We start from the raw sequence: 23,253 nt of genomic DNA, 5'->3' as shown, positions 1-23,253 counted from the left end.
GCCTTGGTGGGCCGTTACCTCACCAACTAGCTAATCCAACGCGGGTCCATCTTATACCACCGGAGTTTTTCACACCGGACCATGCGGTCCTGTGCGCTTATGCGGTATTAGCAGCCATTTCTGACTGTTATCCCCCTGTACAAGGCAGGTTACCCACGCGTTACTCACCCGTCCGCCACTAGAATTAAATTAAATCGACCGAAGTTTCAATAAAGTAATTCCCGTTCGACTTGCATGTGTTAAGCACGCCGCCAGCGTTCATCCTGAGCCAGGATCAAACTCTCTGATAAAATGTTTGATTCATTTACTCAAGACAACCGTTTGGCTATCTCTCGTTTTTACTGCTTTTGGTTTGTTTAAACCGTTCTTTAAATGTAAAGAAATTTTCGAGAATCGTATGTGTTTCACTGTTTAGTTATCAAGGTTTGTTGTGTCTGTCTCTCAGACAGCTCGTTTATTCTATCTCATCTCTTTTTGTTTGTCAAGCACTTTTTTAAGTTTTTTCAAACATTTTTGAGTTAAGATTTTGTTGCCGCTTTGTTGGCGACTCGGATACTTTATCATATCTTCTGTCTTTTGTCAACTATGAATTTCATTTTTCTGAAATTCTTTTTAATTGTTTGTTTTTCAAAAACAATTATTTGCGACAGCTCAGTTATAATACCACTGGGAGTTATGCTTGTCAACCATAAAATTCAATTTTTTTAAAATATTTCGTTTATCCCGTTTATTAAGAAAGACGCTGCCAATAAAAGCAGCGTCCTTCCACCACACTATCTCCAAATCCCCTTTCTCTTCCGGATCGTATAAAACAACTCATTCTCCATCGCCATAACCTTCTGGATCGGCACACTCTTAAACACCGGCATCTTCATCCTAGTCCTGATCCACCAGAAAGAATAAACCGCCAGAACCACAAAAGTGATCACCACAACCAGCCAGATCATATTCCGCTCCACCGGATCAGAAGAAATATTCAGGATCATATAACACGTCCCCGCAATACCAACAAGCGGAAACACCGGCCCACCAGGAACCCTGAAGCTCCTCGGCACCTTCGGCATCCGCTTTCTCAGAATCAGCACATCCACATGCGCCAGCACATAAGAAATCATCCAGAACACCGAACCCACCAGGATCAGGAACGAAATAATAGAAGAAGAATCATTACTGATCAGTGCAAAAATAAAAATCGTCACACTGACAAATACAACGCCACACCAGGGAACCCCGTGCTTATTCGTCTTCGCAAAAATCCTCGGCATCATATTCATCTTCGCCATCCCCTGGCAGATACTCGCCAGACCATTCACCGTAGAATTCTGCGTACTCACAACTGCAAGCGCAGCCACCAAAGTCATCCAGATCTTACCTGCACTGCCAAGAAGATTTTCTCCGTAAAGCAGATGCGGAGCCGGGGAATCCATAAGCTCCTGCCATGGCGTATAATTATGAAAACCAAACACCATGATCGACTGCACACCACAGATCAGAGCAAGACCTATGATCATACCAAGAGGAACATTCCTCTTCGCATTCTTAACACTCTTGGAAACCGGGATCACATACTCCGCCCCGATAAATAGCCAGAACGCCGTAGCTGTAGCAGAAAACAGCTCCGAAGGCTTCGTGGCCATTGTATACGGCTGCGAAACCACCTGCCCTGTCCCCAGCTTAAGCATACCGATCAGTCCCATGATGATCATGGAACCAACCAGAAGAAACGCGACCAGATCCTGGATCTTTGCAAACATATCCACACCACGAAGATTTGCGATCATGATCACAATGGTCATGATCAGCGTATACGCAATACTGGGAACCGGCAGCTTGATCGTCTGCGCCATCGCATAGGAAAAAATCGAAGCCTCCACACCAGAGGACAAAATATTACAGAGCAGATAACCGCCCACCATGGAGATCAGCGTGGGAAAAGGCCCCAGACATGCCAGCGTATACTGCGCCAGGCCACCCGTCGTATTCGGCATAATGGCATTCAACTCCGAAAGCGAAGCCACCGTAGTCATATTCAAAAGACACGCAATAATCATGGAAAAAATAAACACAACACCAACCGTACCTGCACCCTGCCCCAGTGAGACCAGACAGCTGGTGGCAATGACCAACCCTACTGATATAGATACAACACTTCCCAGCCCTAATTTCTTATCTTCACTCATAATCCCAGTCACCTCCCAATAAGTCAGACGGATATTCGCGATCCGCATTCGTTTAGCAGCCCAAAACAGACAACATAGAAACAGGCGAAGTTCCGCTTTATCTGCGGACACCCTCGCCTGCCATCACGATTCTCTGCTTACCCTTTACAGAGCATCTACACCTTCATCACCCGTTCTTACACGGATCACATTATCAATATCGTAGATAAAAATTTTGCCATCGCCAATATGCCCAGTATAAAGCTCATGCTTGATCACTTCCACAATCTTATCCACCTGCTCCTTTTTTACCACAACACTGATCTGCTGCTTCGGAAGGAGCTCCATCTCGTAATTTTCATCCACCTCGTACTCACGGGTACCTTTTTCAACGCCACATCCAAGCACCTGCATAACAGTCATACCTCTGACACCGGCTTTACTAAGTGCAGATTTCAGGCTGGAAAATTTTGCAAGGCTTGTGATGACTTCTATTCTGCATAAGCTCATCTTATAATATCATCCCTTTCTGAAAAAATACATTGATCATTAACTCAGATATTCACGTCTATCTCTGCAGCATATCCATCAATATAAATGCTTTGTAATTCATTCAGAAAAGACATCAGCCCAGCTAAGCCGATGCCTTTCCGCATAAAAAATACTCTCTGTAAAATTCTGTCTTATCTTATACATTAAGTTCTTTCTTTGTATCAGCAAGAGCCTCGTCCATTCTGGAGATAACATCCTTGATATCCTGTTCGGAGATAACAGCTGTAGGCTCGAAACGGATGGTTTTCGCATTAACAAGTGTTCCTGCTGTCATGACACGTCTTGCAAACAGACCCTTTGCAGTCTCATAGCCAAGCTCACATGTATGGAACTCAACTGCAAGCATAAGACCTGTACCACGAACCTCCTGGATGATCTCAGGATATTTTTCCGCAAGGCTCTGAAGTCCTGCTTTCAGGATCTCACCTTTACTTTTGCAGACACCCGGGATATCATTTTCAAGCATATATTTGATAGTTGCGATAGCTGCTGCACAGCATACCGGGTTTCCGCCAAATGTAGGAGAGCCAAGAAGCCATGGGTTGTCGATCAGATCCTGAACCCACATCTTCGGTTTACAGATGATACCTGTGATCGGCATGATACCGCCGCCGAAAGCTTTACCATATGTCATGATATCCGGTGTAACACCCTCTGCCTCACATCTCCACATTGTACCGGTACGTCCCATACCTGTCTGGATTTCATCAAAGATCAGCGCCACACCTGTCTCATCACAGATCTCACGAACCTCCTGAAGGTATCCTGCCGGAGGAACGATAACGCCAGCCTCGCCCTGGATCGGCTCAAGGATCACACCGGCAACCTTCTCTCCAACTGCCTGAAGGTTCTTGATCGCTTTTCTTACATCATCTGCAATACCATACTGCACATGCTGTACCTGCTGTACCATCGGAATATAAGGAGTACGGTATGTACTTTTACCACCCATGGAGATTGCACCCATGCTCTTGCCATGGAAAGCACCTACTGTGGAAATGAACCATCTTCCGCCGGTTGCGATACGTGCAAGCTTCAGAGCCATCTCAACGGCCTCTGCACCGCCGTTTGTGAAGAAGCAGTACTGCAGGTCGCCAGGTGTGATATCTGCAAGTGCTTTTGCAAGATATCCACGAAGCGGATCAAGAAGTTCCTGAGAATGAAGTGCCTGATGATCAAGCTGCGCTTTTACGGTTTTCAGAATCTCCGGATTTCTGTGACCACAGGTGTAAATACCGAAGCCGCCAAGACAGTCGATAAATTTTTCTCCGTTCAGTCCATAGCAATAAGCTCCTTCATCCTGCCACTCAAGAACTGCACCCTGCTCAGAGTCAGAAGAAACAGATTTACGGTATTTCAGCCAGCCCGGGCTTACATAGTTGTCAAAATGATCGATGGTATCTGCCACCATCTGTTTTTTCTCCTCTGCCGGAATATCTTTCATATCTGTGTTGATCAGTCCGATCACTCTATCAAGATCTTTGATTACCTGTTCGCTCTTTGCCATAATACATTCCCTCTCTTTCTGAAAATCATCCCGCGATCTGCCTCTGCATCCTGCGTTCATTCTGGTAAAAAAACAGGCGCATTCGCTGTATTTCTACAACAAATGCGCCTTTGCATTTCGTTTAATTGTTTTTTGAATTGCCTATATTGTACCCCGGTCAGCCAATGTGTACAATTCTTAATTTCTGGCTGTTTATGATTAGTTTCTGGTAGGCATACTTGTTTTTAAGTATATCTCTTCTCAGTTTCTCTCGAAATTATCTGCAATATACTCTACGATCGGTGCAGGATCTTCCAGACTGTGCGGATGATGGTCACAGTCCGGTTTTACGATCACTTTGATCTGGCCGCCGTTTTCCTCATAATATCTGACCAGATTGGCACCGTTTTCCTGATAAGGCACAACACTGTCAACCGCACCCGCTACCAGCATGATCCTGATCCCCGCTTTAAGAAGCTGAGGCATTTTGTCCAGAGGATTCCCCCTAAACTCCAGAGCATTCTCATCTGTGAGATGATAAACTGCCTTACACTCTTCCCATTCTTTCGAATAACGCTCACTTGCTCCATATCCTCCCGGCCAGCTCGTCACATTCATAACCGGCGCATCCAGATACAGCGTGGAGATCGTTTCAGGATTTTTCACCGTATAATTGACAGAATAAAGACCGCCTCGGCTGAAGCCGAAAAGATCTGCTTTTTTATTAAGGCCTTCTTCCTCTGTGATATACTGATAAAACATTTCCATAAGGCTTATGGATTCCGGGCATCCGTACATGTCGCTGATCATCATATATGCAATATGCCAGCCTTTTTCAAGAAGTGCTCTGTCTGCATAATCAAAAGCTCCGAAAAACTCTGCGCGCCATACCCATGGTTTTCCCGGATGCACTTCTTTCGGCATGACCAGGATACACTCATGGCCATCCAGTTTAAAATCCTTTCTCTGATATCCTTCCCATTCGGAGATCCTAACTTCTTCTGCTTTCATTCCATTACCTCCATTATTCATGCCCACACAAGCCACTGCTGCATAAGCTCTTCACAATCCACAGTTTGAAAATGCCGCCTCCCTCAAAGGAGACGGCATCCAGACATCCGCATCAGCAGACATGTTTATTCTTTTTTATTACCACTGGCACGGCTCAAAGTCTGCTGTGTTCTCAGAAGTAACAACGTCTGTTCTCAGATAGTTTACACGGTTTACATCAATGCCACAGAACCACTCGGAGATTGTACGAACTGCAAGACCAGCATCACCCTGGCAGGTCTGATAGGACATACCATAAAGTTTTCCGTCTTTTACAAGATCAAGACCCTGTTTGGAGATACCAGCTGCAACGATTACGATATCGTCACGTCCTGCTGCCTCGCAAGCCTCAGCTGCACCGATAGCCTGGTCAGAGTCATCTGCAAGAACGATAGCATTTAATTTATCGCCATATTTTGTGATCCAGTCGGATACGACCTGTTTAACCTTGGAAGCCTCAAATCCAGGAGACTGGATATCAAGTGTCTCGATATCCGGATATTTCTCAGCAAGCTCTGTCATAGGTCCATAGCAGCGTGCATAGTAAGGAGATCCACCTACGTTATGTGTAATGTAAGCAACTCCTCCTTTGCCTTCCATCTTCTCGCCAAGCATATCGGCAAGTGTTCTCATCTGGTACCAGTCATTCGGGCCAGTGTAGGAAATGATGTAGTTCATAGCTTCTGCTTCTGGTGTTGTATTTACACAGAATGCCGGGATTCCAGCGTCTGTGATCTTCTTGAACTGCTGTGTTGCATGGTCAGCGGAAAGCGGAATCAATGCGATTGCATCCGGATGCTCGTTGATCGCCTGGTCAATGTAGCTGTCCTGATTTCCCTGATCCCAGTTTGGATCATAAACAGTTACTTCCATTCCGACTGCATCACATGCTTTCTGGAAAGCCTCTGTGTAGCATGTTGTCCAGGCATGTGCACCATGAACGATCAGGATAACTTTTTTGCCTTCCTGTCCATCTGCCGGTGACTCCGGGAATTTTGCATCATTTGCCTCGTCCCAGTCAAGATACTCTTTGTAATGCCAGTGATTGGCATCTGTCTCTTCGTAATTGTCTTCACAATATGCAGCATCTCCGTCTACTTCCGGAACATCGAAGCTAAGCGGTGCTTCCATCATGAGATGGTCATCTGTTGTTTTTAATGTTTTTTCTGCTTCCTGCAGTTTGTCGTAAGAATCTTTTGCAGCGTCCGGAACTTCTACTGCTTCCTCTTCTGCACTCTCATCACTTGCCTCTGCCTCAGTTGCCTGGGCGTCTGTGTTCTCCTCTGCAAATGCTACAGACCCCGTACCTAACAACATAGCACCACATAACAGAACCGCCAGTCTCTTTTTCATCATGTTTTCTTCCTCCTATACCTTATATAGTTTTTATTTTATTAAAAGCTCCCTCCGCTTTTAATTTCCCCTATTATTTTTCATTACTTATTTTGCACCTTTCATCTCTTTGAGATGTTCCAGATGAAGATTCGGACGACGTCCAAGGATCTTATCTTTATTGTATTTTGCAACTGTCTCATAGATCAGGCAAAGCACAAGTGCTGCACCGATAACCAGTACCTGAAGCTCTGTGGATTTACAGAGAGATTTCAGGAACGCGATCATCAGAAGAGAAATGTAGGTCCAGCCTACGCTTCCTTTGCCGCCGTAGATATCTGTTCCACCGATAACAGTTGCTGTAAATGCCATATAGAAAGGTGAGATTCCTTTTTCACCCATGGTTACATTCGCCGCGCCGGAATAGATTCCGTTCAATGCTCCGCCAAGTCCTGCTGCAAGTCCGGAAATGATAAATGCTGCTATTACAACACGGTCACTGTGGATACCTGCAAGCCATGCTGTCTCTGCATTGCCACCTACCATATGGATATTTCTTCCAAGTCTTGTGTAACGAAGAATTACAATTACCAGGATTACAAAAAGTGTTGTGATAATAAAGTACGTTGAGAATGGAAGAAATGGAAGCAGCTGATTATTCAGCTTCTCATTCAGATCATAATCTCTTCCGATACTCAGCTCACTTCCGTTACAGTACACATACATGATTCCCTTGAGAACCAGCTGCATACCGATACTTGCGATAAATGCGTGGATCTTCAGCTTTGTAACAAGCAGTCCCATGATCAGGCCGTTTACAACACCCATCAGAGCACCGATGAGAATGCAGATTGCCCACGGAAGCTTCTGGTTGCTGTGAAGCCCAAGTGTAAGAAGTGCTGCAAAGGTTGACATGTACATAACTGTCATATCCATATGCCCTGCAATGAGGACGATAGTAAATCCAAGTCCCAGCCAGATAACAAGACTTCCGTTACCTGTTACTGCCCGGATATTGTAGGCTGTATAGAAATTGTCCACAAACAGTCCACAGAAAAGTACGATCGCAAGTAATAAAAATGCGCGGTTTTTGTTGATCATTGCTGCATTCAGCTTAAATTTCTTCTCCATCATGCTTTACCCAACTTTCTGTTTGAATGTGTGTTTAACCATACGATGAACAGGAATACGATACCCTGGACAAGATACTTGGTGTATGTCCCAAGACCGATCCAGGAAAGAATATTGTTGAGGATACCATAAGCAAGAACACCACCGAAGGTTCCAACAATACTTCCTTTTCCACCGTTCAGGGAAACGCCACCCAGAAGGATCGCAGTCAGAGCATCAAAATCATAACCGGTTCCGTTTTCGTAGGAAGCACATTTTCTGAGAGCTGCATAAAAGATACCAGCTGTTGCGCTGCAGAGACCATTGATCACATATGCGATAATGATCTGTTTTGTACAGTTGATTCCTGAAAATTTCGCTACTTCATAATTGGTACCGATGATCTTCAGTTTCTGTCCGAATGCTGTTTTTGTGTGAATCACCCATGAGATCACAAACATAACCAGCATAACGATTGCCATCAGGGAGATTGCTCCACCGATATAGGTTCTGGAAATCGCGTAAAACTTTTCAGCAGATGACTGCATGCTCTCTTTCGCGATATCCTCTGCGTAGAGCATTTTTCCCTGCCATACTACTCGTATGACACCGGATATCAAAAGATTTACCGCCAGTGTCCAGATGATGGCGTTGGCTCTCATCTTACCGATCATGAAACCGTTGATCAGACCGATCAGGGCACCTGCAAGAAGTCCTGCAATAATAGATCCCACAAAACCGAAGTTAATGCACTGTACTGCCATAACTCCGCCGAATGCCATTGTGATCGGCACAGACATATCTGTCATGTTTCCTGAATATGTAACGTAGAACAGTCCTGCACAGACCATACCGGTCAGGGCTACTGCTTCCAGAATAGACTGGATATTACTTTTTCCGAAGAACTGTCCTTTCGAAATGATCATTCCCAGAATGATAAGTCCTGCAACAATGATCCAGATGCCAAGCTGATTAAAGATCAGGCTGGCTTTGTTGATCTCTGTTTTTCTTGTATCTACCTTTGGAGCGGCAGTATTTCCATTTTTATTTACTTCTGACATGATACGAACTCTCCCTCCCCATTAGCTGCAATCAGTATTGAATTTTCCGTCATATCTTTTTTCCGGATCATTCCGATCGTATGTCCTTCACGTAAGATCACTGCTCTGTCTGCAAGTCCCACAACTTCCGGAAGGTCAGAAGAAAGAAGAATTACGGAATTGCCTTTTGATACATAATCCTTAACTACATTATGGATAACCTGCTTGGCATTAACATCAACACCTCGTGTAGGTTCATCCAGGATCAGGATATCAACACCTGCTGCCAGCCATTTGGCCATCAGCACCTTCTGTTGGTTTCCACCGGAGAAGCTGTTTACCAGACGGTCTCTGTCTGCCGGATAAACGCTCATCTCATTGATCTTCTCATCAATCAGTCCGTTCAGTTTCTTCTGATTGTAGAAAATACCGTTGGAATTCCGATCAATAATACAGGAGGTCACATTATCACCAACTGTCTGGTTCAGTGCCAGACCTACGACTTTTCGATCCTCTGTCAGATATCCAAGTCCTCCGGCGATAGCTTCTCCGAAGTTCCTGAAATGCGTCTCTTTTCCATGTATATAGACTTTTCCACCATCGGCCTTATCCACACCGATCAGTGCTCTTGCGATCTCTGTTCTTCCTGCCCCGGCCAGTCCGCAGATAGCAAGTACTTCACCCTTATGAAGCTCGAAGTTTACATGATGGAAAAATCCCCAGTGTGTATAATCTTCAACCTTCAGTACAACTTCATCCTGTACCATGGATTTATGGTTCTCATAGAAATTCTTTACAGGAGTTCCTACCATCATCTCAACCAGCTTGTCCGGATTCGTATCAGCTACTGCACAGGAGCCTACCAGCTTACCATCTCGCATAACTGTAACATTGTCTGCGATCTCAAAGATCTCTGCCAGGTGATGGGAAATATAAACCACTGCAAGCCCCTCTGCCTTCAGCTGACGGATGATCTTGTAAAGGCGTTCAACCTCGTCGCTGGAAAGAGCGGATGTGGGCTCATCCATAACAATAATGGATGGATTAAAGCCAAGAGTTTTCGCAATCTCGACAAGCTGTGCTTCGCACTGGCTGATTTCAGAAACATCCATAGTCGGATCAATATAATCCAGTCCCACTCTTGCAAGAAGTTTCTTTGACTCCTCAATTGCTTTCTTCTTATCTACAAAAATACCTTTCTTCGGAAGTCTTCCCACCAGAAGATTCTCATAAATGGAAATTCTTCTTGCAAGAGAAAGTTCCTGATATACCATTCCGATTCCTGCTTCCTTGGCCATTGTCGGGGAATGGAGAAGTTTCTTCTCTCCGTTAATGTAGATATCTCCTGTATAGTCATTAAACAAACCGTTCAGCATTTTCATCAGAGTTGATTTTCCCGCACCATTCTCTCCCATCAGAGCATGCACTTCACCTTTTTTCACACGGAAATCTACCTTATCAACAGCCAGTGTACCTGGAAAACGTTTTGAAACCTTCTGCATATCCAGAGCATATGTCTGTCCCGTGCTGTTTACTCCACTGCTCATATTTATCTCCTTTCCCATGAATGACACCTCCGCCAATGTCAGTTCATCTTTCTGAGTAACAAATCCGATCATTACGAAGTATTTATTAGTATAATAAGAAAAACCGATGAAAATTGAAATTCAATTTTTTCATCGGTTTAGTCTTATTTTTCACATCAGTGACAGTCCTTTTTTTAATCCAGTGACGGTCTGAAATAAGTGTCTATATTATCTTTTGTAAGGCTTACCACCAGGTTCTTATACCACAGTCTCAGGATTTCTCCCGAAGCAGCTCTTTTTGCACAGCTCCATGCATATTCCGCTTCATATTCCGGCGGCTGGGTTACAATACCATAAAGCTTTCCACTCTTTACCGCTTCCATATGCTCTGTTTCATTTCCAATTCCTATTACCTGGATCTTGTCCTGTATTCCTCTTGCCTTCAGCATATCATAAACTCCCAGTGCCATATTGCTGTCATGGCAGTAAAATACATTGATATCCGGATTCTGGGAAAGAAGTCTGGATGCTGCCAGACCTGCTTTTGCCCGGGACCAGTTGGCTTCTTCAATCCCCACAACTTCAACGTCCGGATAACTGGACAGATATTCCAGAAATGTCTGTGTTCTGTAAATCTGGGGATCTGTTCCCTGAGAACCTTCTATGATTCCCACTTTTCCTTTTTTTCCATTAAGACATTCCACCACCAGCTGACCTGCCAGATCAGCCTCTTCCGACATACTTGCCCCTACATAAGTTGTAATATATTCCGCAGATACAGTATCCACCTTCATATTCAGATTGATCACAGGGATTCCGGCGTTCTTTGCCTCGCGAAGTACATTCAGATAGGATTTCGCATTAACCGGACAAAAAATGATGGCATCAACCTTTCTCCGGATAAAATCCCTCATCTGCTCTTCCTGGTTTTTTACATTCCATTCTGCATACTGGATTTCCAACTTATAATCCGGATCTTTCTCTGCTTCTGCAACAAGAAGATTTCCAATAGCATACTGATAACTGGCCTGACTGGATGCAAGGGTGGCACCGATTATTTTTTTCTTTGTTTCCTGCTGCGTTTTTATACCGGCTGCCTCAGATCTGACTTCTGTTTTATAATGAACAGTTACTGTCGTTATTATCATCAAAATTGCCGCCGCAAAAATCAGGAGCCTTTTTTTCATATGCTTCTTATTCATATACTGCCTCCCTCATTATATGGAAGAACATAAGTCACTGTCGTTCCAACGCCTTCTTCTGATGAATAGCTCAGACCGTATTTCTTTCCAAAACGGAGCTGGATGCGTTCATTTACATTTTTGACTCCGATTCCGGAACCGCTGATATTCTCAGATTCGATCTCATCAGAAAGGATTTTCCTGCATATTTCTTCCGGCATTCCGCATCCGTCATCGCTGACTTCTATGATCAGATTCTGTTCCCGCCTGTACGCCCGGATAGTGATCTTTCCTGTTCCTCGTTTCTTTTTGATGCCATGATAAATACAGTTTTCCACTATCGGCTGCAGGATCAGCTTTATCGTCCTGCACCGTTCCACACCAGGCTCTGCTGAAATTTCATATGTAAATTTATCTGCATAACGCATACTCTGAATGATCAGATAATTTTTCACATGCTCCAGCTCCCTTTCCAGAGAGATTTCTTCATTTCCCTTGTTCAGGGATATCCGGAACAGCTTTGCCAGTGCTTCTGTCATTGCCACGATATTTGAGTCATTTGTCTCTGCCATCCATATAATGGAATCCAGCGTATTGTACAGAAAATGCGGATTGATCTGTGCCTGCAGAGCCTGAAGCTCGTACTTTCGCTTATCTTCCTGTTCTTCGATCACCTGCTCTTTCAGATTCCGGATACGGTCCATCATCTGATTAAATTTCATTGACAAATGTCCGATCTCATCGTCTGTAAGAATTTCCATACGCTGATCCATATTATCCGGATTAACCTGAACCATATATTTTTCCAGTTTTTTCAGAGGCTTTACTACTCCTGTAAGAATCCGGTTAAGCAGAAGCAGGGTTACTATAAGAGTAATTGCCACAGCCAGGATCATTACCCCACTGATTGCCATTGTTTCTGCCATCACAGACTTGTACGGAACCATACTTACCAGAGTCCACCCTGTTGTTTTCATATCGGTTCTGGTTACCAGATATTTCTCTCCTCTGTAGTTCAGCCTGAAACAGCTCTCCTTCGTTTTCCCAAGTGCTGTATTCAGCTCCTGACGGTTTTCCTTCTCATCAAAAGCGAAGCGTTCTCTTCCATTTTGCTGCTCATAAACCAGCTCGCCCTTATCATTTATAATACATATAAAATTCTCCTGTTTTTCCTGAAAAGAATTACAGATCTCCGTGATCTTATTCATATTCAGATTGATCAGGATCACACCTCGGAAGGTTCCGTTTTCATAGCTCTGGACTTCCCTGCTCAGTGAGATCACCTCATCATCTGTGTCAAAAAATGAATGTCTGTTAGGTCCTGTGATAATTGCATCCTGTGGCTTTGCCACTGCCTTCGCATACCAGTCCAGCTTGGAATAATCCAATGCGACCTTCTGATAGGTATACATAGATCTGTTCAGGAGCATTTTTTTCTTTCCAAAAATCATAATGGAGGAAATATCTGCCCTGGAAAGTAAGGTGTCACTGAATGCCTGGGAGCTCATCTCATAAGAACGCATATTTTTTCCGATTCCGCTATCCACATAATCATCTTCTTCTTTGATCACAGTTTCCAGATAATCCTGAAGATAATAATTATAATTTACATTTTTTGCAATGGAATCCACTTCCTCCAGATAGCTGTTCAGATAGGCTTCCATATTTACCAGATTTTCTTCTTCGTACTTTCCCCGTTCATTAAATGCCCTTGAATGAAAGACCATATAAAAAACAGTAACCATAATACACATGGTAACAATAATCAGCACCGCTGTCTGACTCAGGGCCCGGTTTTTCAGGCTGCTTTTCTGTTTTTTCTTCATGGCTTACTCCTTTGCCCTGAACTCGGAAGGAGACATTCCTGTATATTTTTTGAAAGAAACACTGAAATAATGAGGATTGGAAAATCCTGTTTCATAAGCAATCTCATAGGTTTTCATATCTGTTGATCGAAGCAGCTGCATGGATTTTTCCATACGGACATCTGTAAGATATTTTACAAAATTCGTTCCCGCTTCTTTCTTGAAGAGTCCGCTTAAATATCCTGTGCTGACAGATGCAAATTCCGCTGCTGATGTAAGGGAAATCTCCGGATTTTTATAATTTCTCATTACATAATCCTTCACCTTGTCAATAACCTGCATTCCACTGTTTGTCTGAGCAGAATTCATTTCGTCACGGATACTGCATGCAAAACGGATCAGCTCATCCTCCATCTCTCTTAGGGAACTGTATGTTTCAAATTTCTGGTATAATACAAATCCTCTGTTCCACATTTCATCCGGGATATCCTTAAGCCCGGCAAGTTCTCTCAAAAGCGCATTCATTGCCTCCATATAAATAACCTTGACATTTTTTCCGGAAAGGGAACCGTCCTTTCCATTGTCACGAAATACAGAACGTACTGCTCGTTCGATTTCTTCCGTATTGCCGATCATGATACTCTTAGTAAGATGGTGAAGTTCCTGCTGCGGATAATAGAAGGAACGCTCCAGATAATTCAGGTCTTCAATATCATAAACATTATTGCTTCCCAGTGAATATTTACACTCCAGTGCTTTCTTTGCATTGCGGTAGGCCTGGTTCAGTTCATCCAGGGTGGCTGCCGTTGTCCCCAGTGCACAGGTGGTTTTCAGCCGGATCGTGTTATAGATAGACTTCTGGATAATACAGAGGACATCATAAATAAGATCATGCGATTCTGCTTCAAGTGTACCGCAGCGAAACAAAATTACCACTCTGTCTTTTCCATCTTCAAAAACATAATGTTCTTTTCCCAGACATTCTTTCACAATATTCCGCGATGCAAAAAGATAAAGATCATAATCTGCCCCTGAAATATTTTCCATATCAAGATCCATGACTCCAATCTCATATGGTGCCTGGCTCATATCCAGCTGAAGGCTTTTTGCCCTCTCCAGATACAGCCTGAGATTACGGTCTGCAGAACAGACAATCTTGTTCAGTGTCTGTTCCTGAAGTACAGGCAGGCTCTGGCGAAGCTGATTCTTCATTGACTGGATATACTGTCTCTGGCTGTTCTCTATATGAAGCTTCTCGCAGATCTCCTTCATTTCCTTATAAAGGCTTTCGGCACCGATAGGCTTCAGGATATAGTTCTTCACTCCAAGTCCGACAGATTTCTGTGCATACTGAAAATCCTCATGTCCAGTGAGGATCACAACATGGATCTGCGGAAATTCCCTTGAAAGGATCTCCGTCAGCTCCAGACCATCCATAAACGGCATCACAATATCTGTCAGCACAAGATCCACATGATTTTTCCGTATAATATCCAGTGCCTCCTGTCCATCCTCCGCAAGAAAAATCTCCGAAAATCCCAGAGATTCCCAGTCTATGATCTTTTTCACCCCATTGCGGATAAGAGGTTCATCATCAGCAATCAGAAGTGTATACATTTTCTTCCCCTCCCATCTGTACATCGCCCGTGATTATATATAATTTTTGTCTGTTTTTCGTGCACTTTTTTGTTGATTATACTATATTTTCACAAAAGTTACAACTTTTCCCACAATTATTCTTGTGTATATTGCATATTACAAAAATTATTAAACGTGGTTTTTCGTCATCTTCTGAATATTTCGTGAATCGTTGGATATCCATACATGCTGAACAGGTGATCCGCCTCTTCCTGTGCTGCTTTCAGAGCCTCCTCAATAGAGATATCTCCCTGGTATATTTTTCGCAGAGCCTGACACATGATCTTCTCAATCTGCTCTACAGGAATAATCAGGCGATTCTTTCGATACGGACTGTTTCGTCTTTTTGCATACTGAAGGCTCTCCTCAGTGCTGACCAGCCAGGGATACAGCTTCAGAAGCTCACTGTTGCGGTACGGTGTCACAACTGTTGACGCACCATTCAGTATAGTCAGATACAGATTCGTATCACTGTTGCACAGCCAGGAAAAAAATCGGCAGACAGCTTCTCTGTGTGAGGAAAAAGGATTCAGTCCCAGATTCCATCCTACACTGGCAGGTGCTTTTCCCGGAACCATACCGGAAGCGATCCGACCGGATACATTCTCTTTCACCCGCTGGTTTATTCCATGGGCAAACTCTGAATATGTGATCAGCATAGCTGTCCTGCCTGTACAGAAATCATCTACTGTCTGAGTGATAGATTTGTTCATATCTTTCTCCGGTATATAATCCAGCGTATGGAGAATACTCTCAAAAGCCATTCTGTTCTCCTTCGTATGAAAGGTTGGCCTATGATAATTATCCCACAGCTTTCCGCCGCAGGCCCAGAGCCTGATCAGGATCTCCGGTGCCAGTTCTTCATCGATCGCTCCCGCAAAAGAAGCTCCGTATTCTGTAGGTGACGCAGGATTCTCCTTCCTTGTAAAAAAGGCAGCCACATCATTAAATTCCTTCCATGTTCTCGGTGCCCGAAGTGATATCAGACTCCTTTTCTGGTATTCAGTCTGAAGCTCCCTGTTTTCAAACAGGTCTTTTCTGTAGAAAAGAAGCTGTGTTCCTCCGCTCACCGGGATTCCGAAATACCGTCCGTTCAACTGGCAGTTCCGGAAGCCTGACTGAAAAAACTGATCCTTTTTGAAGCTGTCACTTTCAATAAAGGAAGAAATATCTGCAAGACACATATTTTGAACCATATATTCCAGCCACGGAACATCATAGGTATAAAAGTCATAGGTCTGCGTCAGCGTAGCACAGGACTCTGAAATCATGGAAAGCAGCTGGTTCTGAGGTACACAATGAAACTCTACCTGAATCCCGGTTTCCGCTTCAAAATGTCCGGTAAGCAGCTGCAGTGCCTGGATAGTCGGATTGTCCACTGACAGAAAGCGGATTTTCTCTCTGCAGGATATCCGGAAGCTCTGTTTCTGCTGCTTTTCTTTTTCCGGCAGACTCACAAGCCGGATATCCTTTTCCGAAAAATCAATCTCCTGTATAATCTGCTCATACAGCCTTGGGTTATGGATATTCTGCAAAAGTATCCTGGCTGCCTGCTCCCCCAGAACAGTACTGTTTCTGGAGATTTTGATCACACCATCATTCTGATTGATGTTGATCCAGGATTCCTCGGAACAGCTGATCAGAACAATATCCTCCGGGGTTCGCAATCCGCAGTATTCCATGGCAGTCTGAATTCCATATGTGATCTCACGACTTGTTGACAGCAAAACCTCCGGCGGCTTCCTGGAAAAAATTTTCATAAAACTGCTGAATGCATCTTCTCTGGTAAAATTCGTCGCACATATCTTCTCCGGTGCCAAATCTTCTCCCAGTGTTTCCATGGCATCTCTGCATGCCCGGACATAATTCCGCTCAGAAGAAAACTCAAGAGGACCACAGACAATACTGATATCCCGGTATCCCTGTTCCAGAACCTGTTTTGTTATGCTGTAAAAGGTATCGTAATGACGAAATCCTACATAATTACAGAACACCGAATCCGGCTCACGTTCAACAAAAACCGCCGGAATCTGATAATCCATAATGTGGTTCTGAAAAAAAGCTGTATTACCGGGCTGTGTCGTCACGATAATAAGCCCTGCTGAATTCTGGGTAATAAATTCGTCGATCTTCGTACATTCAACATCTGCGGAATCATTGGAAAACGCAATATTAATGGAATATCCATGGGACTGAAGATAAGAAGATATTCCGTCAAAGAGCCCTGAGTAAAACTGGCTCCTCATTCCCGGAAGCAGCACGCTTACCATATTACTGGCTTTTTTTTTCAGATTTCTGGCAGAATAATTCGGAATATATTTCAGCTTCTCCACAGCGTCCATTATCTTTGTATAGGTTTCCGGACGGACTGCTTTCTTTCCGCTCAGTGCGCAGGAAACGGTTGCTATGGATACACCTGCTTCCCTTGCAACGTCTTTTAATGTTATCATTTTTATGTCCCTTCAAATGCTTCTGTTTCGTCGTTTTTCTCTCTGTTTTTATCTGTTTTTCATTATATGTCCTATGAGATCCGCTTCATTCAACATAGTAAAATTCGTAGTAAAACGTTTAGATTTTTATTCCGGCAATCGTATTGAAACACACACTTTTTTTTCACATAATGTAGTTATAAGTTGAAGCAAATGAAAAACTACAGGAGGTAAATATATATGAAAATGACACCCAGAGAACGTGTAATGGCGTCTGTCAATCATCAGAATCCTGATTCCCTTCCAATGGATCTGGGAAGCAACGTAAGTGCCGGAATCAGTGGTATGGCTTACGGAAAATTAAAAGAATATCTTGGAATCACAACAGGCCACAACCGTATTTACGATGTGGTACAGCAGGTAGCTCAGCCTGAGATCCAGGTTCTTGATATCATCGGAGCTGACGTCCTTGACGTTGGCCGTGTATTTAACACAGAAGACTCCAACTGGTACGATGTAACCTTATCAAACGGCGTTGCCGCACAGTGGCCGGGCTGGTTCAGGCCGAGACATAACAAAGATGGCTCTTATGAATATTTTGACTGCGAGGGCACACTCATTGCCAAGATGCCAAACGGCGGAATGTGTTTTGACCAGCAGTACTTCCCATATAAAGAAGATTACCCGAAAAACTACAATGATCTGGATAAAGAGATGGGAAAGGTTATCTGGAGTGCTATGGTTCACAGTCCATGGGATCATTCCAACGAAAAATATTTCTGGGAAACACTTCGTGAGAGATGTCTTGTACTGAAGAACAGCACAGACCGTGCCCTGATGATCACCTGCGGATGCAACTTCTTCGAATGGGGAACTTTCCTTCGCAGAATGGAAAATTATCTCATGGATATTTATGAGGAACCGGAGCAGGTTCTTGCACTTAATGACCAGCTTCTGGAACGCCACCTGAAAAACCTGGAAAACACATGTAAGTACCTTAACGGAATCGTAGATATCGTCCGTTTCGGTGATGACCTCGGAATGAACAACAACATGTTCATGTCCCTGGAAAAATACCGTACCTTATTCAAACCGTATCATACAAAGATTAATGAGTATGTACATAAACACAGCAGCATGAAGACATTCCTCCACTCCTGCGGTTCCATCTTCCCGGTCATCGGAGATCTGGCAGAAGCAGGCTTCGATATCCTTAATCCGGTTCAGACATCAGCAGCCAATATGGATCCTGCCAGACTGAAACAGGAATACGGCAAAGATATCACCTTCTGGGGCGGCGGATGCAACACCAGAAAAATTCTGAACATGGGAACTGAAAAAGAGGTTTACGACTACTGCAGACGCATGATCGATATCTTCTTCCAGGATGGCGGATTCGTATTCAACCAGGAGCACAACATCCTCGGTGATGTTCCTCCTCAGAATATCATGGCTATGTATAAAGCTGTTGAGGATGCCAGAAGATAAAGTACAGACAATATGTTTCTAAAACCCCAAAAGGGATGCCGCATGAACAGAATCTCTGAATTCTGTTCCATACGGTATCCCTGATGGCATAGGTTTATCATAAGCGGTTGGATTATTCAGTTATGCTCCGATCAGCTGATTTGCCAGTGTTGCAGCACTTGCAGCATCCTCGGAATATCCGTCTGCGCCGATCTCGTCTGCGAATTCCTGAGTGATCGGTGCTCCGCCGACCATAACCTTGATATTGCTTCTGAAATCAGATTTGTTCAGTGCATCTACAGCATCACGAAGTGCAGGCATTGTTGTTGTAAGAAGAGCGGAAAGAGCGATGATCTTTGTATCCGGGTTCTCTCTGTAGCACTCGATGATCTTGTCATTGGAAACGTCAACACCAAGGTCGATAACCTCGAAGCCTGCACTCTCGATCATCATGGCAACAAGGTTTTTACCGATATCATGAAGGTCTCCTGCTACTGTTGCAATGATAAGTTTACCCTTTACGCCTGTAGCTCCGGATGCAAGATGCGGTTTCAGAACCTCAACACCTTTTTTCATGGCTCTTGCTGCTACCAGCATCTCAGGTACAAAGATCTCATTATTTTTGAACTTCTCACCTACAACAGCCATGGCATCGATCATACCTTTATTTAAGATCTCCTGTGGATCGCAGCCTTCATCAAGAGCTTCCTGCACTGCTTTTCCTACCAGTTTCGCTTTACCGATTTCTACTAATTTTGCAACTTCTTCGATTTTTGACATTGTTCTACCTCCAAATATTATGTATATTCATTATTTGCTACGGACAGGCTGATAATTTTTCGCACTCATCTCAGCTTTTATCGTATTTTTTATGGGATTCGTTTGCAGAGTCCTCCGCAGGCTCTGCAAACCTGAAGGGATCCTGATTATTTTTTTACAGGTCCAATAAGACCCTCTCTGTATGCTCCGATGTACTCCATACAGTAGTCATCTTCTCCAAGAAGAGCTTCTGTTGCATAAATAAGGCCAAGCATGTCTCTGTTTGTCGGATCAAGGATTCCACTGTCCAGTCCGGCATTCATAGCCAGTACCATAAATCCAAGGTTGATCAGCTTACGAACCGGCAGGTTGAAAGAAATATTGCTGATCGCTGCTGTAATGTGAATGGACGGATACTGCTCACGAACAGAAGTGATAACCTCGATATTTGTCTCAATTCCGTTCTCAGATGTACAAAGCATCTCTACCAGCGGATCAATGTGGAGCCTTGATGGAGCGATTCCGTATTCTTTGGCTTTTGCCATGATCTTATCAAATACGCGAAGTCTGTCTGCTGCATTTTTCGGGATTCCGGTATCATCACTGAGAAGAGCGATAACTTCCCAGCCTTTATTTTCTTCCTGTGCCATAACAGGGAAAATCTTGTCGATCTTGTCGCCCTCGCCGGATACAGAATTGAAAAGTCCCGGACGTTTACAGAATTTATAAGCCTGGATCAGTACATCAGCACTTGGACTGTCCACAGAAATCGGAAGGTCTGTTACTTCCTGAATACAGTCGATCATCCATTTCAGTGTTTCAACTTCCTCTTCCTCCGGAACAGATGCACAGCAATCGATAAATGTTGCTCCGGCTTCTGCCTGTTTTCTTGCACGGTCTTTGATAAACTCCGCATCTCTTTTTGCAATAGCCTCTGCAACAGAAGGAATGGAACCGTTGATTTTTTCTCCAATAATAATCATATTTTTCTTCCTCCCTATTCGTAGATCTTGGTTGCTTCGTCAAACAGCGCCTTGATATTGCTTGGCGGAACATCCGGCTGTAATCCCTCATGGCTTGGTGATACGATAAGGCCTGTCGGGAAGTAGGTACGAAGCTCTTTAACCTTTGCAGCTACCTGCTCCGGTGTTCCGTTCGGAAGAAGATCCTGTGTATCAACACCGCCGCAGAAAGAAATCTTTCCGTCGAATTTATCTTTCAGGTTTGCAGGATCCATACCTGCTGCAAGTGCCTGGATCGGATGGATAACATCAACGCCAGCCTCAATGAGAAGCGGGATAGCTTCAACAATAGATCCGCAGGAATGATATACAACCTTTACGCCATAGCTGTGTGCCAGATCGATAAGTTTCTTTGCTCCGGGAATAACGAACTCGCTGATAAGAGCCGGGCTGATCATCAGGCCTCTCTGACTTCCTACATCATCACCGATGAGGATTGCCTGTACTTTACCTTTTGTTGCCTCAAGGAAAATCTTAAGGGCTTTCAGATAAAAATCTACAATATGATCATCTACATAATGTACCATCTCAGGCTCTGCAACCATGTTCATAAGGCATGTCTGCATTCCGAATGCAGCACAGGTATCCTGGAAGTGGCAGGCCCAGAGCATACCCATAACTACTTTATCATCCGGTGCCTCATCAACAAGACGGCGGCACTCTTCCGGATCGATATAAAGCTCCGGATCCGGCCATGGGAAATTCACTGCCTCCACATCTTCAAGATCCTCACACTGTGCAAAGCATCCGTCTGCTGTCAGTGTTCTGTGCTCTGTATCTACGTTGCTTCCGTTCATATACCAGTCAAATGCCGCGAAAATTGCGGAGCATGTCGGGGATTTATACGGGATCTCTACTGCGTAGAAATCATCTCCGCATACTTTTTTCAGTTCTTTGATATTGTCTACATGGTAGTAATCGCAAAGTGCAGGAACTGCCTCCGGTGTCGGATCACCAAGCCAGCAGGCCGGTCTGTCTACCGGTTTTCTTTCTACAGTTGCGATAAATCTTTCTCTACTGTTCATGTTTCTTTTCCTCCATATCTATTGCTTTTGCTTATTAGTTAAGGTGATAAATTTCTTCCATATCTGACCAGAATTCGCCCTCTGCTCTGTCAGGAAGGGGTGACATCAGCGGTTTTACAACATCCCACCATCTTTGTGTTGCCGGATCTGCTGCCATCTTTGCCATATCTGCATCAAAATCTTCGCCTTCGTACTCAAAATATGTAAAAAGATATTCTCCTCTGCTGTAGATAGAATAATTTTTCAGGCCGCATTCTTTGATCATTTCATTTACGCCCGGCATTGGATTTGCATGCCATTTTTTATATTCGGCAAGCTTTTCCGGTTTTACCTTGATCATCTGACCAAATCTTTTTTTCATACTTTCACCCTTTCCCTGCTGCTTCCAGTTTACAGTTCTTACATTCCGTTCTTTATGAAAATCATTATAAAAAAAGCCGGTAAAAATATAAATTCAATATTTTCATCGGTTTAGTCCTTTTTTTCATGTAAAAAATCTGAACATGTAAAAAATACACCTATAGCAATTCCAGAAATTAATACATTAAAAAGAAGTTGAACAGAGCATGATGCAACAATCTCCGGAAGTGCTGTAATCTGATTAATGTAACTATTGAATAAAAACAGGAATGTATTATACTGAAATCATACTCAGACAATGGGAAAATCAAAGAATTTACAGGGAGGTTTTTTATCATGGAATACAGACGTTTCGGAAACACGATCTATCTTCGTCTTGATCCGAAGGAAGAGATCCTAGAGGAGATCGGCAAGGTTGCAAAAAAAGAGAATATCCGCCTTGCACAGGTCACAGGCCTTGGCGCCATCAATGATTTCACTGCAGGCGTATACAACACAGTGACAAAGGAATACCACTCTATTCAGTTCCAGGGAGCGTTTGAAATCGTATCACTTACCGGTACCGTTACCCGCAAAGACGGTGACGTTTATCTTCATCTCCATATCGCAGCCGGTGACGAGGAAGGCCATGTACACGGCGGTCATCTGAACCGTGCCATCATCAGCGCTACTGCCGAGATCCAGATCCAGGTGATCGACGGAGAGATCGGCCGTGAGTTCAGTCAGGAGATCGGTCTGAATCTGTTTAAATTCTGATTTTGCCAGAGGGATTCCGGACACAGTCTACTGCTTTACAGTTTAAAAATTTCATCACACATAAAAAGGGTGAAACTACACAGCATAATGCTGTCAGCTCACCCTTTTCTTTAGCTTCAATATTGCCCTCTTCCGCAATATCTGCAATGCTGTCACTGCTGTCGCCAAACTCTTCCGCACTCTCTGTCACGGTTCCGGCTTCCGCCAGCGGCATTTCCTCCTGTGCATAGGCCGTCACGGTTCCCGCTGACAGAGATGTGACTGTCACGGACGCCGCAAGCAACCAGGCCATGATGGTACTCGTCTTTTTTCGCATACCTGTTCCTCCCTTTTCCTCTAATTCACTTTACAGTTTTCTGTAAAGCTGATATCACTGTAAATTTGCCTGATATTTTCTGTTCTGTCAACAAAGTGGATTTTAACAAAATCTGGTCAAACAGCTATTCGCAATTGAAGCAGAGGACTTCCCTGATTCACCGACATTTACATTGACAAATTCCCCTGTTATGATATACTTTGATGATAAAACTATTTTATACTAAAATTATTTAACGAA

19 protein-coding genes and 1 rRNA gene are annotated in these 23,253 nt (G+C 43.8%); 2 read left to right on the top strand and 18 right to left on the bottom strand.

The genetic code is table 11. From position 1 onward, the window contains the following. From EAI83_RS09460 to EAI83_RS09400, 13 genes are all read right to left on the bottom strand, one after another. A 16S ribosomal RNA gene (locus tag EAI83_RS09460) occupies positions 1-290 on the bottom strand; the annotation flags it as partial. Positions 291-773: 483 nt separating this feature from the next. Further along, on the bottom strand, positions 774-2,180 hold the full coding sequence (locus EAI83_RS09455; RefSeq protein WP_059086393.1) for an APC family permease: 1,407 nt from the start codon (positions 2,178-2,180) through the stop codon (positions 774-776). Positions 2,181-2,324: 144 nt separating this feature from the next. Further along, on the bottom strand, positions 2,325-2,669 hold the full coding sequence (locus EAI83_RS09450; protein WP_059086394.1) for a P-II family nitrogen regulator: 345 nt from the start codon (positions 2,667-2,669) through the stop codon (positions 2,325-2,327). Between the two features lie 178 nt (positions 2,670-2,847). Continuing rightward, on the bottom strand, positions 2,848-4,218 hold the full coding sequence (locus tag EAI83_RS09445; RefSeq protein ID WP_015526621.1) for a putrescine aminotransferase: 1,371 nt from the start codon (positions 4,216-4,218) through the stop codon (positions 2,848-2,850). 240 nt (positions 4,219-4,458) lie between these two features. Beyond that, positions 4,459-5,208 carry an alpha/beta hydrolase family protein gene (locus tag EAI83_RS09440; RefSeq protein ID WP_059086395.1) on the bottom strand — a complete coding sequence of 250 codons (750 nt, stop codon included), beginning with the start codon at positions 5,206-5,208 and terminating at the stop codon, positions 4,459-4,461. A 138-nt stretch (positions 5,209-5,346) separates the two neighbouring features. Further along, entirely contained in the window at positions 5,347-6,603 is a 1,257-nt protein-coding gene (locus EAI83_RS09435; protein WP_015526623.1) for a sugar ABC transporter substrate-binding protein, read from the bottom strand. Positions 6,604-6,687: 84 nt separating this feature from the next. Then, a complete protein-coding gene (locus EAI83_RS09430) occupies positions 6,688-7,713 on the bottom strand; it encodes an ABC transporter permease (RefSeq protein WP_059086396.1) in 1,026 nt (341 codons plus the stop codon). After that, on the bottom strand, positions 7,710-8,750 hold the full coding sequence (locus EAI83_RS09425) for an ABC transporter permease (RefSeq protein ID WP_015526625.1): 1,041 nt from the start codon (positions 8,748-8,750) through the stop codon (positions 7,710-7,712). The genes EAI83_RS09430 and EAI83_RS09425 overlap by 4 nt, the downstream gene beginning before the upstream one ends. Then, positions 8,738-10,294 (bottom strand): sugar ABC transporter ATP-binding protein, encoded by a 1,557-nt coding sequence (locus EAI83_RS09420; protein WP_015526626.1) that lies wholly within the window; start codon positions 10,292-10,294, stop codon positions 8,738-8,740. Before EAI83_RS09420 ends, EAI83_RS09425 begins: the two co-directional genes overlap by 13 nt. Positions 10,295-10,449: 155 nt before the next feature. Beyond that, on the bottom strand, positions 10,450-11,457 hold the full coding sequence (locus tag EAI83_RS09415) for a sugar ABC transporter substrate-binding protein (protein WP_059086398.1): 1,008 nt from the start codon (positions 11,455-11,457) through the stop codon (positions 10,450-10,452). Beyond that, positions 11,454-13,262: a cache domain-containing sensor histidine kinase gene (locus tag EAI83_RS09410; protein WP_015526628.1), complete on the bottom strand. Its 1,809-nt coding sequence runs from the start codon at positions 13,260-13,262 to the stop codon at positions 11,454-11,456. The genes EAI83_RS09415 and EAI83_RS09410 overlap by 4 nt, the downstream gene beginning before the upstream one ends. Positions 13,263-13,265: 3 nt before the next feature. Then, positions 13,266-14,858, bottom strand: a complete 1,593-nt coding sequence (locus tag EAI83_RS09405) for a response regulator (protein ID WP_161206355.1) — start codon at positions 14,856-14,858, stop codon at positions 13,266-13,268. Positions 14,859-15,025: 167 nt separating this feature from the next. Further along, a complete protein-coding gene (locus EAI83_RS09400) occupies positions 15,026-17,329 on the bottom strand; it encodes an extracellular solute-binding protein (protein ID WP_059086400.1) in 2,304 nt (767 codons plus the stop codon). A gap of 219 nt (positions 17,330-17,548) precedes the next feature. Here EAI83_RS09400 and EAI83_RS09395 point away from each other — a divergent pair, with 219 nt between their 5' ends. Further along, a complete protein-coding gene (locus tag EAI83_RS09395) occupies positions 17,549-18,796 on the top strand; it encodes a uroporphyrinogen decarboxylase family protein (protein WP_110925806.1) in 1,248 nt (415 codons plus the stop codon). Positions 18,797-18,916: 120 nt separating this feature from the next. On the opposite strand, the gene EAI83_RS09390 is transcribed toward EAI83_RS09395, so the two are convergent. From EAI83_RS09390 to EAI83_RS09375, 4 genes are all read right to left on the bottom strand, one after another. Beyond that, positions 18,917-19,555 (bottom strand): corrinoid protein, encoded by a 639-nt coding sequence (locus tag EAI83_RS09390; RefSeq protein WP_015526633.1) that lies wholly within the window; start codon positions 19,553-19,555, stop codon positions 18,917-18,919. Between the two features lie 146 nt (positions 19,556-19,701). Further along, positions 19,702-20,517, bottom strand: a complete 816-nt coding sequence (locus EAI83_RS09385; RefSeq protein ID WP_059086401.1) for a methyltetrahydrofolate cobalamin methyltransferase — start codon at positions 20,515-20,517, stop codon at positions 19,702-19,704. A gap of 14 nt (positions 20,518-20,531) precedes the next feature. Further along, complete coding sequence (locus tag EAI83_RS09380; RefSeq protein ID WP_015526635.1) at positions 20,532-21,581, bottom strand: uroporphyrinogen decarboxylase family protein; 1,050 nt, start codon at positions 21,579-21,581, stop codon at positions 20,532-20,534. 34 nt (positions 21,582-21,615) lie between these two features. Beyond that, positions 21,616-21,942: an L-rhamnose mutarotase gene (locus tag EAI83_RS09375; protein ID WP_059086402.1), complete on the bottom strand. Its 327-nt coding sequence runs from the start codon at positions 21,940-21,942 to the stop codon at positions 21,616-21,618. Positions 21,943-22,277: 335 nt separating this feature from the next. Here EAI83_RS09375 and EAI83_RS09370 point away from each other — a divergent pair, with 335 nt between their 5' ends. Continuing rightward, a complete protein-coding gene (locus tag EAI83_RS09370; protein WP_044962367.1) occupies positions 22,278-22,697 on the top strand; it encodes a PPC domain-containing DNA-binding protein in 420 nt (139 codons plus the stop codon). Here EAI83_RS09370 and EAI83_RS09365 read toward each other — a convergent pair. Continuing rightward, positions 22,687-23,013 (bottom strand): hypothetical protein, encoded by a 327-nt coding sequence (locus EAI83_RS09365; RefSeq protein ID WP_021652911.1) that lies wholly within the window; start codon positions 23,011-23,013, stop codon positions 22,687-22,689. The two genes, EAI83_RS09370 and EAI83_RS09365, sit on opposite strands and share 11 nt — an antisense overlap. Between the last annotated feature and the right edge of the window lie 240 nt (positions 23,014-23,253).

This window comes from Blautia sp. aa_0143 (assembly GCF_004167315.1).
GTDB classification, from domain to species: Bacteria; Bacillota; Clostridia; order Lachnospirales; family Lachnospiraceae; genus Blautia_A; species Blautia_A fusiformis.
The sequence above is the reverse complement of the archived record's forward strand: the minus strand, read 5'-3'. Positions and strand labels throughout refer to the sequence as shown.

What these genes read in the sequence shown, in the direction of transcription:
- EAI83_RS09435 (WP_015526623.1), bottom strand. Translation starts at nt 6,603, where the DNA reads ATGATGAAAAAGAGACTGGCGGTTCTGTTATGTGGTGCTATGTTGTTA.
- EAI83_RS09410 (WP_015526628.1), bottom strand. Translation starts at nt 13,262, where the DNA reads ATGAAGAAAAAACAGAAAAGCAGCCTGAAAAACCGGGCCCTGAGTCAG.
- EAI83_RS09375 (WP_059086402.1), bottom strand. Translation starts at nt 21,942, where the DNA reads ATGAAAAAAAGATTTGGTCAGATGATCAAGGTAAAACCGGAAAAGCTT.
- EAI83_RS09420 (WP_015526626.1), bottom strand. Translation starts at nt 10,294, where the DNA reads ATGGGAAAGGAGATAAATATGAGCAGTGGAGTAAACAGCACGGGACAG.
- EAI83_RS09370 (WP_044962367.1), top strand. Translation starts at nt 22,278, where the DNA reads ATGGAATACAGACGTTTCGGAAACACGATCTATCTTCGTCTTGATCCG.
- EAI83_RS09405 (WP_161206355.1), bottom strand. Translation starts at nt 14,858, where the DNA reads ATGTATACACTTCTGATTGCTGATGATGAACCTCTTATCCGCAATGGG.
- EAI83_RS09445 (WP_015526621.1), bottom strand. Translation starts at nt 4,218, where the DNA reads ATGGCAAAGAGCGAACAGGTAATCAAAGATCTTGATAGAGTGATCGGA.
- EAI83_RS09390 (WP_015526633.1), bottom strand. Translation starts at nt 19,555, where the DNA reads ATGTCAAAAATCGAAGAAGTTGCAAAATTAGTAGAAATCGGTAAAGCG.
- EAI83_RS09455 (WP_059086393.1), bottom strand. Translation starts at nt 2,180, where the DNA reads ATGAGTGAAGATAAGAAATTAGGGCTGGGAAGTGTTGTATCTATATCA.
- EAI83_RS09385 (WP_059086401.1), bottom strand. Translation starts at nt 20,517, where the DNA reads ATGATTATTATTGGAGAAAAAATCAACGGTTCCATTCCTTCTGTTGCA.
- EAI83_RS09365 (WP_021652911.1), bottom strand. Translation starts at nt 23,013, where the DNA reads ATGCGAAAAAAGACGAGTACCATCATGGCCTGGTTGCTTGCGGCGTCC.
- EAI83_RS09430 (WP_059086396.1), bottom strand. Translation starts at nt 7,713, where the DNA reads ATGATGGAGAAGAAATTTAAGCTGAATGCAGCAATGATCAACAAAAAC.
- EAI83_RS09380 (WP_015526635.1), bottom strand. Translation starts at nt 21,581, where the DNA reads ATGAACAGTAGAGAAAGATTTATCGCAACTGTAGAAAGAAAACCGGTA.
- EAI83_RS09400 (WP_059086400.1), bottom strand. Translation starts at nt 17,329, where the DNA reads ATGATAACATTAAAAGACGTTGCAAGGGAAGCAGGTGTATCCATAGCA.
- EAI83_RS09395 (WP_110925806.1), top strand. Translation starts at nt 17,549, where the DNA reads ATGAAAATGACACCCAGAGAACGTGTAATGGCGTCTGTCAATCATCAG.
- EAI83_RS09440 (WP_059086395.1), bottom strand. Translation starts at nt 5,208, where the DNA reads ATGAAAGCAGAAGAAGTTAGGATCTCCGAATGGGAAGGATATCAGAGA.
- EAI83_RS09425 (WP_015526625.1), bottom strand. Translation starts at nt 8,750, where the DNA reads ATGTCAGAAGTAAATAAAAATGGAAATACTGCCGCTCCAAAGGTAGAT.
- EAI83_RS09415 (WP_059086398.1), bottom strand. Translation starts at nt 11,457, where the DNA reads ATGAATAAGAAGCATATGAAAAAAAGGCTCCTGATTTTTGCGGCGGCA.
- EAI83_RS09450 (WP_059086394.1), bottom strand. Translation starts at nt 2,669, where the DNA reads ATGAGCTTATGCAGAATAGAAGTCATCACAAGCCTTGCAAAATTTTCC.